Genomic DNA, 15,592 nt, shown 5'->3' with positions numbered 1-15,592 from the left:
TGGTAGCAAATATGGCAGTCAGAGCTTGTGCAAGAGTAGCGGCTAACCGAAAGGTTGCCTGTTCAAAGGGTAAGCCGGTTAAAGGCTTTATACCAAGCAGTATGGATTGTGACAAGGACTTGTTTCGACTTCGTGAACACGACTGGACGGTAAGCCTTTCCACAGTTCACGGTAGAGAGCGAGTTAAGTTAAAACCAGGTAACTATCAAAAAGGGAAACTCAAAGGGAGGAAGCCGACCTCAGCACAACTATGCAAACACCGCGACGGTCAGTTCTACCTGCATATTCAGATTAAGAACACCCCTCCCGATCCCAAAAATACCGATAAGGTGATTGGTATCGATTTAGGGCGTCGCGACATTGCTGTTACCTCAGAGGATAAAAAGTGGGACGGCTTGCATATCCAGTCGGTGCGAGATAAGTTTTCCAGAGTTAGAGCTTCTCTCCAGAAAAAAGCCTCGAAAGGCACGAGAACAACTCGACGTAGATGTCGAGAAGTTCTGAAACGGCTGTCGGGGAGGGAGAAGCGCTACCAACAATGGCTCAACCACAACATCTCTAAATCAGTGGTCAAACGAGCAGTTGAGTTAAGTGCCTCAATTGCTATAGAAGACTTAACAGGCATTAGAGAAAGAACTAACCAGCAACCGAGAAACAAGACTGAGCGAAGACGCTCAAATTCGTGGGCGTTCTATCAACTGCGAACGTTTATCGAGTATAAAGCCCTTGGTGCTGGTGTTCAGGTTATCCCAATTCCCCCTGCCTATACTTCCCAAATGTGTCACAAGTGCCTGCATATTCATCCGATAAAAGGAAAGTCTTACCGTAGTGGCAAGACTTTTAAATGTGGGCATTGTGGTTGGCATGGGGATGCTGATTTCAACGGAGCCAATAATATTGCACTTGTGGGGCTGTCTATAAACCAGCCTGGAGGCACGGGGTTGTCGTGCAAGTTAAGTCGAACTGTTGAGTATGTTCAACTTGGCTTGTTCGATGACTTCAGGGCTACTGAAAACCCAGACCTCTGCGATAGCAGGTCTGGGTAGTTTATTCAAAGCTGTTCGCGCAGCTCTGAGCAGCTAACCCCCAAACTGACATACCCAGTCTGGAGGCTAGAAGAAATAGTAACACTCCTCTAGCCACTCCGACTTCTTATGGCAACTTGTGCGGGGTGGCTAAGACTTTGGGTCAATTGATTTAGGGTTGAGGATTTTGGCGTTTTTCCGGCAAAACAGCCGATATCGCTACAAATCCAGCATCAACTGTTCTAAATCAAGCCAACGCTACCGCGAATACCCAAATCAGGAGTGATTTACCATGTCTCGGAACTTGATCACGGCTGGGATAATTGATCCTCGCCAATTTTCTCTGGACGAAGTACGCCACCAAGTCGCTACATTCCTTAACATTCCCCTCCAGCACATCGATCGCGTTGAATGCTGGCAACACCAAATCTGGGTCAAGCTGGTGGAATCCCGTGCTATCTTTGTCAGTTATCGCAACTTGCCTCTGTGGATTGATGCAGGATTGGCGGCGATTGGGCGCTGCACCTCTCGTTCCCAGCTTGAGGAATTAGGCAAAATCTTCCGCAGGGAACGCGACTGGTATGATCAGCATGATCAACCCGAAGCCGTGCAACTCTGGCGTCAGGCGTGGGCAAAACAGGCTCAATACCTGAGAAACGAGGAAGAACGCCTGAAACCCATTCGCGCCCACCAACAAGCGGCAGAGGATTGGTATGGGGCTTGGGAACGGGTACTCTACTGTTGCCGAGAGTTTAGCCGACTTCAGGGATTAGCCTCGGAAATTAATCAGCAAAGCCAGGATTTTCAGGATTTACCTGAGATTATGCACAAAATGCAGCAATTGTGGCATCAGCGTTGGCAAGAATTATCGGGTGCGATCGCGTAAAGCCTTCTCCAGTAGGATGGCAATTCACGACTCAAATAAAATAGTATTTATACATCAGCTTCGCGACCAAGAGAACTTACCCAAGTAAGGAGGAAATCTATGGTTACAGTTGCACAAGCACCCCGTTCCGAAAAACCTATACAGAACTATGCATATTTAGTCATATCTGTACATAGTCGGAACGTGCAGACTAAGACTCACCGCAGTCTACGTTAGACGGGTCACGACACCTTGATATGAACGCCAGTATCATGCTCTGTCGAGTTCAGTTAAGCAATCAGTGAACAGGTTTATAGCTGTAGTGCTGAATTCGTAAAAAGCTCGTCTAACATTGTCGAGGCAAACTTGACTTAATTGGTTGACAGAAGATGTCAAATTACGTTTTTCTCATTGATGCTCAAAAAACACCGATGAATCCAATTCATCCGGTACAAGCCAGAAAGTTATTAGACTCCGGAAAAGCCGTTGTATTCCGTCGTTACCCATTCACGTTGATTCTTAAGCGAGTCATTGAAAATCCGGTAGTTTACCCGATGACTCTAAAAATCGACCCTGGCTCAAAAGTTACAGGTATCTCACTTGTTACTGACCGAAACGATGTGATCTGGGGAATGGAGTTAGAGCATCGGGGTCAGTTGATTAAATCGGCTCTTGATTCCCGTCGAGCTGTCAGAAGGGGTCGCAGGAACCGAAATACTCGATACCGGAAAGCACGTTTTTTAAACCGAAATCGCCCGCCATCATGGTTAGCTCCAAGCTTGTTGCATCGGGTTCTAACAACTGAAACTTGGGTAAAACGGTTGTGTAAGTTTGTGCCAATTAGTGAAATCAGACAAGAGTTAGTTCGGTTTGATACCCAAAAAGTAGACAAGCCAGAAATAAGTAGCACAGAGTATCAACAGGGAACTCTCTTTGGTTATGAAATCCGGGAATATCTACTAGCTAAATGGAACAGAAAATGCGCGTATTGTAGTGCAGAAAATGTCCCCTTACAGGTTGAGCATATCCGCCCAAAAGCTAAAGGTGGTACTAATCGCATCTCTAATCTGTGCCTAGCTTGTGAAAAGTGTAACACCAACAAAGGAATAAAGCCTATTGAACAATTTCTTAAGAAAAAGCCAGACTTGCTTAAGCGAATATTAGATCAAGCTAAACGACCCTTGAAGGATGCAGCCGCCGTTAATTCTACCCGATGGGCGTTGTTTGACCGTCTCCAGAAAATGGGTTTATCCGTCACCACTGGTACAGGTGGACAGACTAAATACAATCGGCTTCGATTGGAATTACCTAAGACTCACTGGCTAGATGCTGCCTGCGTCGGCATGACCGAGACGCTTCATGTACGGACACAGCTCATTCTAAAAGTCAAAGCAACAGGCATGGGTGGACGGCAACGCTGTCAAACCAATAAGTATGGCTATCCGATCAAACACCGTCCGCTACGTCCTATTTTTGGGTTTTGTACAGGGGATATTGTACGTGCCGTGGTTCCCAAAGGTAAATATAAGGGGACTTTCACGGCTAGAGTTTGCCCGATGTCAGACGGTCGCGGAGAGTTTGTTATTGACAACAAAAGGAGGTCAGTCAAATTGGATTACTGCACCCCAGTTCACCGTAAGGACGGCTATAGCTATGCATTTTGACGATACTTGCATAGATATGCAGAGAAATAGGAGTACAGTTTCACACCCCGATTCTGTACATTGCGGCTTATTTCTCAGATCCCACTGTTATCCCAACGGCGGGAATACTCACCCTTTTGATGTTTGCTGGTTTAACCGCCGTTGCTTTTACTACAGGCAAAGACTTTAGTTTTCTGGGTGGTATCTTAAAAGTTGGTGGATTAGTAGCCTTGGGACTAATTATCTGTAGCGTAATTTTTGGTTTCACCTTGGGCTTATTCTTTTCCGTGGTTATGGTTGCTTTTGCTTCCGCCGCGATTCTCTACGATACCTCTAAGGTGATGCATCATTACTCATCCCATCACTATGTTGCAGCTTCACTAGAATTATTTGCGTCAGTGGCATTGCTATTCTGGTATTTGCTGCGGATTGTGATGGCGCTATCGTCTCGTCGCTAAACCTGTTCTATCTTATAGCCTGATTCTATAGCTAAGCGTGAGATTACTATTAAAAAAATTCATTCATTAGTAGTGTCACGCTTACTTTTATCTGGTTGGACAAAAGAACAGGAGATAATTTTGGAAAGTAAGGAGTTGATACTTGTTAAAATTTCTTGGTATAGCGGACAGAATTTAATCCAACCATTTAACCTCTTTGAAATTAGCTTGGGCTTTACTTTTTTTTCCTAAGTTTTTTTCAATTATTCGGATTGCAAGCTGCAAAAGTTCCCATATCGATAAAATCACAAAACTATTTATTATACCTTGAATGAATCCAGGTATTGATTGCCATAAATTTTCATTATAAATAAAGATAACTTTAACAATAGCGATTAAGAACAAAATAACAATATATTTCTTAACCAGTTTTTCTTTGATTAAACGAAGGGGTTAAAATCGAGCCAATAAAAGAAAAAAGTGATAGATTTTATGCAATAAATTGATAACCCTGGAAATCTGATTGTTATTTCTCCTAATAAACCGTTCTGCTATTTTGACTATTTTATGATAAAAGACAAGAACAACAGACAAAAATAGTATGAGAATCAGTAATACTAATTCAAGGGATGTCATGGTTTTAGTAAACTTAAGGCAAAATCTATTTCACATTCAGCCGATTGCGGATCAGTGTTTCCGTCATCTGAGCAAGCTGATCTAACTTCTCTTTATTCTCCTGCGCCCGTTTCTCATAGTCTTTCTTCCGGACAATTGCCGCCCGCGCTAAGTCTTCCCGATTTTGTTTTAGCGCTTGAATGGCAACTTTCTGCCAAGCGCTTATCTCCCGAACATCTTGATTATATTGCGGTTGCAGCGTATTCCAAACGCCTTTAATTTCGGCTAGGGCTTTAGTTAATAACCGATTGGCTTTGTCCGGATCTTTCTCTTGCAGCGCTCGTTTAATTGGTTCGTATAAATTCTCAGTATTCATCTGAGTAATAATCGGAATAAAATTTTGAATTTGCGGACTTTCACTGACGCCAGTTTTACACCAGACAGCAAAGTGTTCGCAGTTGTTAGATAGCAGGTTATAGTTTCGTTCACCTAAACGACTCTCAGCACGGCGAACGACTACATCAGGTATAAAATGAGTGGGATACTGTTTGACATAGATTTTCCCACCTCTAGCAAATGTCGGTAAAGAGGTGCGTTCAATAGTTTCACTGGGTTTGCGGTAGTGGATAACCGTACCGTCGCCACAGTCAATCCCATAATGTTTGTAGACGCCTTGTCGGTTGAACAATTCTCGATAAGCGTAAATTAGATCGCCTCGTGCCATATTTGCCTTTTGTTATTTGTTATTTGTCATTTGTCATTCGTCATTTGTCATACTCGCTATGGCGAGAAGCAAGCTATGTCATACTCGCTATGGCGAGAAGCAAGCTACGTCTTATGTCTTTTGTTTGGTGAATTGCCGAATCAAGAAAAGCGTAAACGAGTACGAATTGATGTTTCGATGTCCCTCAAGAGAGTAAAATCGAATGGGAAAGCCTATTACACTCCAGAATGAGCCGAATTTCTCCATCAACCTTGACTTCTGCCCCTCTCAACCCGCTTAAGCAACCCACAGACTGGTTTTATGCTTTGTGGAAGTTTTCTCGCCCTCATACGATCATCGGTACTACTCTAAGTGTATTGGCATTGTATGTGATTGCCTTAGCGATTACCGATGGTGCGATCGCACTCTCAAATTTAACTCAACTCTTGGGTACTTGGATATCCTGCTGCTGCGGTAATATCTACATTGTGGGACTCAATCAACTCGAAGATGTGGAAATTGACCAGATTAATAAACCTCATCTTCCCATCGCAGCGGGGGAGTTTTCCAGAAGACAAGCTAAACTGATTGTTACCATAGCTGGACTCTGTGCGCTGCTGTTAGCCCGGATACTGGGAGGATGGTTATTTCTCATGGTTAGCGTCAGTTTAGCCATTGGTACGGCGTATTCCTTACCACCTATCCGATTGAAGCGGTTTCCCTTTTGGGCAGCACTTTGTATCTTCTCAGTGCGAGGTGCTGTAGTCAATTTAGGACTATTCTTGCATTTTAGCTGGGTATGGCAACAGGGTGAAGCGATGACGCCAACGCCTGCGGTGTGGGGGCTGACGTTATTTGTTTTGGTGTTTACCGTCGCGATCGCGATTTTTAAGGATGTCCCGGATATTGATGGAGATAAGTTATACAATATCACCACGTTCACGATTCGACTGGGTAAGCCAGCAGTGTTTAATATCACCCGATGGATTATTACCCTCTGCTATTTGGGTATGATTCTCGGTGGAGTGCTACTGTTTGACGTGGTTAACCCGCTTGTCTTGGGGATAACACACTTGGCGGCTTTAGTTTTGGTTTGGTGGCGTAGTCAGGATGTAGATTTGCAGGATAAAGTCGCGATCGCCAGTTTCTATCAATTTATCTGGAAACTCTTCTTTTTGGAATATCTGATGTTTCCCGCCGCTTGTTTGTTAGCCTGAAACACTGATTACACAGATTTAGGGGAGAGATTTGGGTGGGGAGGTGAGAGGTTAGTTGCACTGATTACACTGAGAGGTTAATTCTCAATCAACAGACGATGATTTGATTGTCAGGGAGATTATTTAGTTGTCTGTGTCAATCTGTGTTATAGAATCGTTAGTTTTCTGTCGGTTTAATTACAATCTGTGTCAGTCTGTGTTATGCAATAGTTAGTTTCCTGTCGGTTTGATTACAATCTGTGTAATCTGTGTTATGCAATAGTTAGTTTTCTGCCTGTGTCATTACAATCTGTCTAATCTGTGTTTAATTTAAGTTGGATAGCGGCTACAGTCGTTAGTGTCGGTTTAGCAACGGTTATTTTTTTGATTGGTAAGACGATCGCGATCGCGTCGTTGTTTCAAAAGGGGATCGCCCTTTATCAGCAACAGGATTACTCAGAAGCAGAAACGGTGTTTCGTCAAGTTATCCAGAAACAACGTAGTAATGATATGGTGCGCTTACTGCTGGGTAATACACTCTTGGCACAACAGAAATGGGATGAAGCAGTTGCTGTATTCCAGGATCTGATCGCGCGATCGCCAAAAACGGTGGATGGGTATGTCAAGTTAGCCCAAGCCTTGATTGAACAAGGGAAACCTGATCAAGCGATGCCTGTTATTCAAGAGTTGATCCAGCGCCATCCTCAAAACACAGATATTCCTTTTAATGTCGGTTTAATGCTATCCAACATTAATCGACTAGAGACGCTAATTGAATCGTATCAGACGTTGAGTCAACAGTCTCCTGACAAGGCTATTTTACGTTTAAATCTAGCCAATAGCTGGATGATTCAAGAAAATTGGCAGGCGGCTATAGACGAGTATCGGGAAGCGATTCGCCTCAATATTAAAAAGCCACAAGCGTATTGGTATTTAGGAGATGCGTTGAGACAAAAGGGTCAATTGGATGAAGCCCTCAGCGTTTGGCGAGAGGCAATTGTCCGTTATCCTAATGATCAGGAAGCTCAGTTAAGAATTCGACAAGCACTCAAAGAACAAGGTAAATTTGGATAAAAGGGTGTTTTTCAAAAAGTAAGGGCGGGTTTGACAATTACCGTTTTTTTCTCCCCCATCTTCCCCATCTCCCCCATCTTCCCTATCTTCCCCATCTTCCCTATCTTCCCCATCTCCCCCATCTCCCCCATCTTCCTACACCCCTACACCCCTACACCCCTACACCCCTACACCCCTACACCCCTACACCCCCACACCCGAAACCCTATCATGTCTGATCAGGATATCGTTCTCAACGCCAAAACCTACGAGTCACTCCAAGCAGAATTAACCTATCTGCGATCGCGTGTGGCACAATTGGAAGCAGCAAGAATGCCAGAACCGACTCAAGTTGCCCAGCAAAAGGCGCTGTTGGCTGTGGTGACTAAAATTCGGGAATCTCTGGATTTGGAGAGTATCTTTAAATCAACCGCCACAGAAGTGCGTCAACTGCTGAATGCGGATCGGGTAGGGATGTTTCGCTTTGATCCAGAGTCTGGCTGTCGCCGTGGGGAAGTTGTCTCTGAAGATGTAGTGTCGCCGTTTACGTCAGCCATCGCCACCAAAATAGAGGATGACTGTTTCGGAGAAAGACATGCGACTCATTATCAGCAGGGGCGAATTTGGGCGGCTGAAGATATTTATGCTCTGAACTTACCCGATTGTCACATTAAAATTTTATCCCGTTTCCAAGTTCGAGCTAACTTGGTTGTGCCGTTACTTAAAGGGAATCAGCTTTGGGGGTTGTTGTGTATTCACCAATGTTCCCATCCCCGTCAATGGCAAAGTAATGAAATAGAGTTTGTCCATCAAATTGCCATTCATTTAGGTGTGGCGTTGCAGCAAGCGGAGTTTGTGGCTCAACTCCAGATGCAGTCAGAGTTATTGACGAAAGCGGTTAATCAAGCGGTTGAACGAGAAAAAGCAGTTGCGGCTATTATTGATAAGATTCGGCGATCGCTCGATATTAATACCATATTCCAGACGACAACTCAAGAAGCACGGCAGTTGCTGAATGCGGATCGGGTGGCAATTTATCGGTTTAATCCCGATTGGAGTGGTGAATTCGTGGTTGAATCGGTGGCTGAGGGCTGGAAACCATTAGTCCAAGAGCAATATCAAGATCCCCAGTTATGCCAAAATATTAGTGATTGTAGTATTAAATCCTTAGCCAATCCTCAAATTATTGATACCTATTTACAGCAAACTGGAGGCGGTGACTTTATTAAAGGTGAAGTCTTTCGGGTTTGTCGTGATATTTATACCGCCGGGTTTTCGGATTGCTATATTCAAAGCTTAGAACGCTATCAAGCCAGAGCATACACAATTATTGCGATTTACAAAGGTAAAAACCTCTGGGGACTTTTAGCCGCGTTTCAAAATTCCGCACCACGATCCTGGGATGAGACAGATATTAATTTTTTGGTGCAAATTAGCGCTCAATTAGGGGTAGCGATTCAACAGGCTGAACTTTTAGGCAAAGCCCAACGGCGATCGGCAGAATTGCAAACCACACTGGAGGCGCAATTACAACAACGGGCGGATGAATTAGCCCAGGAAGCGGAACGGGAACGGGCGTTAGCTCAGGTTATTGATAAAATTCGCCAAACGTTAGATTTAGATACAATTTTCCAAACAGCGGCTACAGAAGTCCGGCAATTGTTGGATGTTGAACGAATTGCGATTTATAAATTTCGTGAGGATTATTTCGGCGATTTTATTTTTGAATCGGAAGCAGGAGATTTACCCAAACTGGTGGGGAGTGCTTGGGATGATACCTATTTAAGTAAACATCAAGGTGGTCGATTACGCCAAAATGAAGCGTTTTTTGCTGATGATATCTATAAAGCAAATTTAACCGATTGTCATATTGAAACCTTAGAATCCTTTGGGATTAAATCCTTTGCGGTTGTGGCGTTGTTTAAAGGGGAAAAACTCTGGGGAATGCTGAGTGCTTTTCAACATAGTAAACCCCGCCATTGGCAAGAACGGGAAGTTAAGTTACTTATGCAAGTGGCAGCCCAATTAGGGGTAGCATTGCAACAGTCGGAATATTTGGAGTTATTGCAAGCTCAAGCTGTCCAGCAAGCCAAGGCTGCTGAACAGGCGCGGGCATTAGCACGGGTGATTGAAAGTATTCGTCAAACGTTAGATATTGATCAGATTTTTAATACGACGACTCAAGAAGTACGGCAAATTCTTAACTGTGATCGCGTCGTGGTTTATCGATTCAATCCGGACTGGAGTGGAGATTTTGTCTCCGAATCTGTCGCATCAGGTTGGTCGCCCTTAGTCGGTTCTGAGTTAACATCAGTTTGGTCAGATACCTGTTTACAAAAAACTCAGGGCGGTCGATTTAAAAATCATGAAAATATTGTCGTTAATGATATTTACCAAAGGATTTACTCGACCTGTCATGTCAAATTGTTAGAGGTATTTCATATCAAAGCTTACTGTTTAAGTCCGGTTTTTGTCGGCGATAAGCTGTGGGGATTATTAGGGGCGTATCAAAACTCTAGTCCCCGTCACTGGGACGCCGCAGAAATTAGTTTACTGACACAGGTGAGTAATCAGTTGGGCGTGGCGCTACAACAAGCCGCCCTCATGGCTCAACTCAAAGATGCCAAGGAAGCGGCTGATGCGGCGAACCGGGCTAAAAGTGAGTTTTTAGCGAATATGAGCCATGAACTACGGACTCCCTTGAATGCGATTCTGGGTTTTGCCCAAGTGATGACCCGCGATTCGACGTTAACTCCAACTCAGCAGGAGTATTTAGGAATTATTGCTCGCAGTGGTGAACATTTACTCACGTTGCTCAATGATGTCCTGGAAATGTCTAAAATAGAAGCGGGTCGAATTACGCTGAATGAAACCAGTTTTGATCTGTATCGCTTACTCAAAAGTTTAGAAGAAATGCTCCAGCTCAAAGCGGCATCAAAGGGCTTACAGCTAATCTTTAATTGTAATTCCGATGTTCCCCAATATGTGCGAACGGATGAGAGTAAGTTGCGTCAGGTTTTAATTAATTTATTGGGAAATGCAATTAAATTTACAGGGGAAGGGAGTGTCACCTTGCATGTAGAGACGTTCCATGGCACGTCTGTAAACCAATGTGTAGGGGCGGGTTTTACCGATAACGTTACCCAAGAAACCGATAACTTGACTAAACCCGCCCTGCTTGGGGAACGGAATATAAATCCCGAATCCCGAATCCCGAATCCCGAATCACCTTTGAAGTTGAAGACACGGGTCCAGGAATTGCCCCAGCCGAACTTGATACCTTATTTGAAGCCTTTATCCAAACCGAAACCGGGCGCAAATCCCAAGAAGGCACAGGATTAGGCTTACCGATTAGCCAGCAATTTGTCCAACTGATGGGAGGAACCATCGCCGTCAGCAGTGTTTTGGGTCAAGGAACAACGTTTCGGTTTACAATTAAGGTTAATCCCGCTCAAGCGGCTGACATTGAGATTCAACAGTCTAAACGGGCGATTGGTTTAGCCCCCAATCAACCGACTTATCGGATTCTGATTGCTGATGATAAATGGGAAAGTCGGGTGTTGCTGGTTAATCTAATCGCACCGATGGGGTTTGAGGTGCAGGAAGCCGAAAATGGACAGCAAGCTGTTGAACGTTGGCAGAGTTGGCAACCTCACCTAATCTGGATGGATATGCGGATGCCTGTGATGGATGGTTATGAAGCCACTCGTCGAATTCGACAATCGTTGCAGGGTCAAGCCACGGTAATTATAGCCTTGACTGCTAGTGTTTTCGATAAACAGCGATCGGTTGTTTTGTCCGCAGGCTGCGACGATTTCGTTAGCAAGCCGTTTCAGGAAGAGGTTATCTTTGAAAAAATGGCGCAACATTTAGGCGTGCGTTATTTGTATGCAGAAGCTGAACCTCTCTCTCTCACATCGCCGGATACGTCGCCAGCACCCTTGCAGGAAACTGCTTTACAAAAAACGTTGGCACAAATGCCGATTGAATGGCTGGCACAACTGCACAAAGCCGCACTCAGCGCTAGAGAGAAAGTGATTATCCAGCTTATTGCCCAAATTCCAGAAGAGCAACTATCTCTGGCTCAAACCTTGACCCAATGGGTTAACACCCTTTGTTTTGATCGCATAGTGGATTTAACACAGCCCCTCCTTCATGAGTGAACGTCAATCTCAAGCCATCAAGGGAGACATCTTAATTGTCGATGATATCCCTGATAATTTACGTATCTTGTTTACCATGCTGGCGAACCAAGGCTATGAAGTTCGTCGGGTCATTAGTGGGAAACAGGCACTGAATGCGGTTAATACTGATCCGCCGGATTTAATTTTGCTGGATATTAAAATGCCGGAAATGGATGGGTATGAAGTTTGTCAACGCTTAAAATCTGACGAACAAACCGCCGAAATTCCGGTAATTTTCTTGAGCGCCCTTGATGAAGTCTGGGATAAAGTGAGAGCCTTTGAGGTAGGTGGCGTAGACTATATTACAAAGCCATTTCAACTCGAAGAAGTAATCGCGCGGGTTAAAACTCAACTCACGTTACGCCAGATTCAACAGCAACTCCAAGCCCAAAATGCCACCCTAGCAGAGGCAAAAGAAGCCGCAGAAGCCGCTAACCGAGCGAAAAGTGAATTCCTGGCAACCATGAGCCATGAAATCCGCACCCCTCTAAATGCGGTGATTGGGTTAACCGGAATTTTAGAGAATACAAAACTGGATGCCCACCAACAGGACTTGGTAGAAACGATTCGCCAAAGTGGGGAAACTCTACTGATCACAATTAATGATGTGTTAGATTTTGCCAAGATTGAATCGGGTAAACTAGAACTTGAATTCAAACCCTTTAATCTACGTGACTGTCTGGAAACTGCTGTTGATCTGTTTGCGCCCAAAGCAGTACAAAAGGGATTAGAATTAACTTATTTTATTGACCCAGAAGTCCCCTCTACTCTGGTCGGAGATGTCACCCGCCTGCGCCAAATTCTCATCAATTTGTTGAGTAATGCAATTAAGTTCACTGATGTGGGGGAAGTTAGCGTTTCAGTCAAGGTTGAACATTGCTATGTCACCGATTCGACTCAAAACCAGGATAGCCATACCTCGCCGACTCTTTGTATTTTGTTTTCGGTAAAAGACACAGGAATTGGTATTCCTAAAGACCGCTTTAACCGCTTATTCCAACGATTCAGTCAACTGGATTCTTCAACCACTCGCCAGTATGGGGGTACGGGACTCGGTTTAATTATTTCTAAACAATTAAGTGAAATGATGGGGGGAGAAATTTGGGTAGACAGTACCTTGGGTGAAGGGTCTACTTTTTCCTTCTGTGTTGTCTTAACGGTAGATCAAGATACGTCTGAACCGAATTTAACAACTCCTCAACCTCAGCTTGCGGGTAAACGAGTTTTAATTATTGATGATAATCCGACAAGTTGCCAAATTTTAACCCAGCAAACCCAATGTTGGGGCATGATTGCCCGAAGTACTCAATCGGGGAATGAAGCCTTGGCTTGGCTCAATCAGAAAGAAGCCTTTGATGTGGCAATTATCGATCGGCAAATGCCCGAAATGAACGGGCTAACTCTGGGTCTACAAATCCACAACCAATCAGGTTTCAAAGAATTGCCTTTGGTATTATTAACGCCTATAGGAAAATTGACAACGAAAACGTCTTTAATTGAGCGTCATTTTGCTGCTTTTTTACCTAAACCGATTAAACTTGGGCAACTTTATAATACTTTGACTCAAATTTTAGTGAGACAGGCGACTTCTGTTGAGTCTAAATCGGCTTTGCCCAAATCTGGAGATTCACCTCTTGCCCAACAGTTGCCGTTACGGATTCTTTTGGCTGAAGATAATATAGTCAATCAAAAGGTAGAATTGTTGCTGTTAAAACGTTTAGGTTATCAAGCTGATTTGGTCAGTAATGGACAGGAAGTTCTTGATGCCATCTCCCGTCAATCCTACGATGTCATATTAATGGATATACAGATGCCGGAAATGGATGGTTTAACCGCTACCCGTTATATCTGCCAAAACTACTCCCAGCGCCCTTGGATTGTGGCGCTGACAGCTAATGCGATGCAGGAAGACCGAGAAACGTGTTTAAAGGCGGGGATGGATGATTATATTAGTAAACCGATTCGTCAAGCCGATTTGATTCGTGCCTTTAAAACGATTCCTTTGCGCCAAGCACCAACACTGTAGGGGCGCACCGACGTGCATTGGTATCAACTTAAGCGGAAAAGTTTTTCCCTGTCAGAGAGCTAAGGGATAAAGGGGATGACAAAGGCTGATTTAGTATCATAACCCAGTCCGTGTAAACGAACTTTGTTTATGTAGCAGTGATTTTAATCGCCGTGGCAAAAGGGGGTAACTTTTAATTGAACAGAAAGGGTTTGACAGATACAATCATACGCTCTAACTCAGTTTTGTTATGTTTGAGAAGCTCATGTTCCCACAACTCATTCGTGTTATCCGAACAGTCTTGTGCCAGAACGTCTCCAATTTCCTCAAAACTCTTGTTGATGTCTCGCTTTAAATTCTCAGGTTCAGATTGCACTCCCAGAATGAATACTCTTTCTTTGAGGTCATCTGGAATTTGACTCTGTGCGTAACTCAACCGATTTTCACGGTTATCAAAGTCAATCAGCAACACCATCATTCTTTGTGAGAATTTTCGCATTGTCGGCACATAATCGTTGATGAATTGTTCCACAGTTCTTTGCCAACCACCAGCGGGTGGCAGGACTTGAATAGCACGAGCATTAAGGTTTGGAGATTGAAGAAATCCATTGGCAATCTGGCGATTAGCATCATCTTCAGGTAACACAAGAATGTGAGGTTTATACTGGTTTGGACTCATAGCTCTATGTCGCCACAAATCAAGGTATTTATCAGATCGCCTGTCACTGGTATATCACTGAGCAATCTGACCAAAGTTGGCTCTAAGTGACTTTTTCGATCAAGGACAAAAGTATTGTCATCCGAAAACTTTCGGATAGCTTCTTCATTGTGTGATGTCGCTAAAATTTGCCCTTTCTGCTTAAATGAACGTCGCAATGACATTACAAAATAGCCAATTTCTGACAAGGAAAGATAATTTTCCGGTTCATCCCAGAAGCAAAAACTTGAACCATAATATTCGTTAGCAGCTAACACAACAGCGCAAACAAAAAAGCATTTTTCACCGTCAGATAAGTCTTTAAAATTAATATGAAGATTCGCATTATTGGCTTCAAACCGAACAATCATGCTTTTGGAGTCTTTGCCAACTGGTTCATTCAAAAAATCTTGAATATCTGGCATAACGTCTCGGAGATATCTATAAATCTTTGTGTAGGCAGCAGGATAGCGACTGAGTAATCCAGAAATCCACTCCCCAAAGTTTGAACCATCTCGCCTTGGCTCCAAGGTGTCGCCCTTGGAGTCTCCTGTCATCAAGCTGGGGATTGGCGCTAAAATGATCATCTGAGCTAGCCAAGTCTTAAAAATATGAAGCGGATCAGTCTCAGATTGCTCCTGAATTACGGGAAGGGCAACCAGATGCCAATCCAACCGAAACTGAGCCTCACGATTTTGGGTGCTGCTGTAAAGAGTGACTTGAGCTTCTTTTCGAGAGTAAATTGGATCTCCTGAAACTAGCAATTGCTCCTCAGAAACTCGCAGTTCTCTAAATTTTTCCGGTAACTCTAATGCTAAAACATAGTTGTACAATTTATGATCAAGTAATACTTCTATTTCAAAGCGAATCGGAACATCAGATCTTCTTCGAGCAAAATCTTTCAAGCTAATAATGTCTAATTGTTCAAGGTCGCGCATTCTATTGACACCTTGACTAATTTTCTGAAGTACTTCTAATGCATCGGCAATCGTTGATTTACCTGAACCATTTTTTCCAATCAACAGAGCAGATGACATTTCCTTTAGAATCAGCTCAAAGTTTTCGAGGCATCTGAAGTTGTGTACATATAGTCTTTGCAGCATAACCCAATGATTCTTAGCTGTTTAAATTGAAAGAATTTGTGAGCAAATGTACTTATTGTAAACGAT

The 15,592-nt window shown here is 43.6% G+C and carries 12 protein-coding genes and 1 pseudogene; 10 read left to right on the top strand and 3 right to left on the bottom strand.

What is annotated here, in order from left to right; translation table 11 throughout:
* From RIG66_RS27885 to RIG66_RS27870, 4 genes and pseudogenes are all read left to right on the top strand, one after another.
* Positions 1-1,046 (top strand): RNA-guided endonuclease InsQ/TnpB family protein (locus RIG66_RS27885; protein WP_446382428.1); only part of this gene is annotated, 1,046 nt, incomplete at its 5' end.
* 271 nt (positions 1,047-1,317) lie between these two features.
* Positions 1,318-1,911 (top strand): hypothetical protein, encoded by a 594-nt coding sequence (locus tag RIG66_RS27880; protein ID WP_446382426.1) that lies wholly within the window; start codon positions 1,318-1,320, stop codon positions 1,909-1,911.
* Positions 1,912-2,279: 368 nt separating this feature from the next.
* On the top strand, positions 2,280-3,554 hold the full coding sequence (gene iscB / locus RIG66_RS27875) for an RNA-guided endonuclease IscB (protein ID WP_446382424.1): 1,275 nt from the start codon (positions 2,280-2,282) through the stop codon (positions 3,552-3,554).
* A 47-nt stretch (positions 3,555-3,601) separates the two neighbouring features.
* Positions 3,602-3,991, top strand: a pseudogene (locus RIG66_RS27870) (Bax inhibitor-1/YccA family protein); the annotation flags it as partial.
* Between the two features lie 640 nt (positions 3,992-4,631).
* Here the strand turns inward: RIG66_RS27870 and RIG66_RS27865 are convergent.
* Entirely contained in the window at positions 4,632-5,309 is a 678-nt protein-coding gene (locus RIG66_RS27865) for a lecithin retinol acyltransferase family protein (RefSeq protein ID WP_446382422.1), read from the bottom strand.
* 75 nt (positions 5,310-5,384) lie between these two features.
* Between RIG66_RS27865 and RIG66_RS27860 the strand changes: the two genes are divergently transcribed.
* The 6 genes from RIG66_RS27860 (at position 5,385) to RIG66_RS27835 (ending at position 13,747) form a co-directional block, all read left to right on the top strand.
* Complete coding sequence (locus RIG66_RS27860) at positions 5,385-5,540, top strand: hypothetical protein (RefSeq protein ID WP_446382420.1); 156 nt, start codon at positions 5,385-5,387, stop codon at positions 5,538-5,540.
* On the top strand, positions 5,537-6,505 hold the full coding sequence (locus RIG66_RS27855; RefSeq protein WP_446382418.1) for a homogentisate phytyltransferase: 969 nt from the start codon (positions 5,537-5,539) through the stop codon (positions 6,503-6,505). The genes RIG66_RS27860 and RIG66_RS27855 overlap by 4 nt, the downstream gene beginning before the upstream one ends.
* 300 nt (positions 6,506-6,805) lie before the next feature.
* The gene (locus RIG66_RS27850) at positions 6,806-7,558 is read left to right on the top strand and encodes a tetratricopeptide repeat protein (RefSeq protein WP_446382416.1); all 753 of its coding nucleotides are present in this window, start codon (positions 6,806-6,808) and stop codon (positions 7,556-7,558) included.
* A 210-nt stretch (positions 7,559-7,768) separates the two neighbouring features.
* Positions 7,769-10,879: a GAF domain-containing protein gene (locus tag RIG66_RS27845; protein WP_446382414.1), complete on the top strand. Its 3,111-nt coding sequence runs from the start codon at positions 7,769-7,771 to the stop codon at positions 10,877-10,879.
* Positions 10,762-11,700: an ATP-binding response regulator gene (locus RIG66_RS27840; protein WP_446382443.1), complete on the top strand. Its 939-nt coding sequence runs from the start codon at positions 10,762-10,764 to the stop codon at positions 11,698-11,700. The genes RIG66_RS27845 and RIG66_RS27840 overlap by 118 nt, the downstream gene beginning before the upstream one ends.
* Positions 11,693-13,747, top strand: a complete 2,055-nt coding sequence (locus RIG66_RS27835; RefSeq protein ID WP_446382412.1) for a response regulator — start codon at positions 11,693-11,695, stop codon at positions 13,745-13,747. Before RIG66_RS27840 ends, RIG66_RS27835 begins: the two co-directional genes overlap by 8 nt.
* A 172-nt stretch (positions 13,748-13,919) precedes the next feature.
* On the opposite strand, the gene RIG66_RS27830 is transcribed toward RIG66_RS27835, so the two are convergent.
* A complete protein-coding gene (locus tag RIG66_RS27830) occupies positions 13,920-14,405 on the bottom strand; it encodes a hypothetical protein (RefSeq protein ID WP_446382410.1) in 486 nt (161 codons plus the stop codon).
* Positions 14,402-15,526, bottom strand: coding sequence for an AAA family ATPase (locus RIG66_RS27825; protein ID WP_446382408.1), 1,125 nt, complete (start codon positions 15,524-15,526; stop codon positions 14,402-14,404). The genes RIG66_RS27830 and RIG66_RS27825 overlap by 4 nt, the downstream gene beginning before the upstream one ends.
* Positions 15,527-15,592 lie beyond the last annotated feature (66 nt).

This window comes from Coleofasciculus sp. E2-BRE-01, assembly GCF_040221695.1.
Lineage (GTDB): Bacteria > Cyanobacteriota > Cyanobacteriia > Cyanobacteriales > Coleofasciculaceae > Coleofasciculus.
This window is presented reverse-complemented; position numbering and strand designations above follow the sequence as displayed.

Coding starts and splice junctions, on each gene's coding strand:
- RIG66_RS27880 (WP_446382426.1), top strand. CDS start 1,318: ATGTCTCGGAACTTGATCACGGCTGGGATAATTGATCCTCGCCAATTT.
- iscB (WP_446382424.1), top strand. CDS start 2,280: ATGTCAAATTACGTTTTTCTCATTGATGCTCAAAAAACACCGATGAAT.
- RIG66_RS27865 (WP_446382422.1), bottom strand. CDS start 5,309: ATGGCACGAGGCGATCTAATTTACGCTTATCGAGAATTGTTCAACCGA.
- RIG66_RS27860 (WP_446382420.1), top strand. CDS start 5,385: ATGTCATACTCGCTATGGCGAGAAGCAAGCTACGTCTTATGTCTTTTG.
- RIG66_RS27855 (WP_446382418.1), top strand. CDS start 5,537: ATGAGCCGAATTTCTCCATCAACCTTGACTTCTGCCCCTCTCAACCCG.
- RIG66_RS27845 (WP_446382414.1), top strand. CDS start 7,769: ATGTCTGATCAGGATATCGTTCTCAACGCCAAAACCTACGAGTCACTC.
- RIG66_RS27835 (WP_446382412.1), top strand. CDS start 11,693: ATGAGTGAACGTCAATCTCAAGCCATCAAGGGAGACATCTTAATTGTC.
- RIG66_RS27830 (WP_446382410.1), bottom strand. CDS start 14,405: ATGAGTCCAAACCAGTATAAACCTCACATTCTTGTGTTACCTGAAGAT.
- RIG66_RS27825 (WP_446382408.1), bottom strand. CDS start 15,526: ATGCTGCAAAGACTATATGTACACAACTTCAGATGCCTCGAAAACTTT.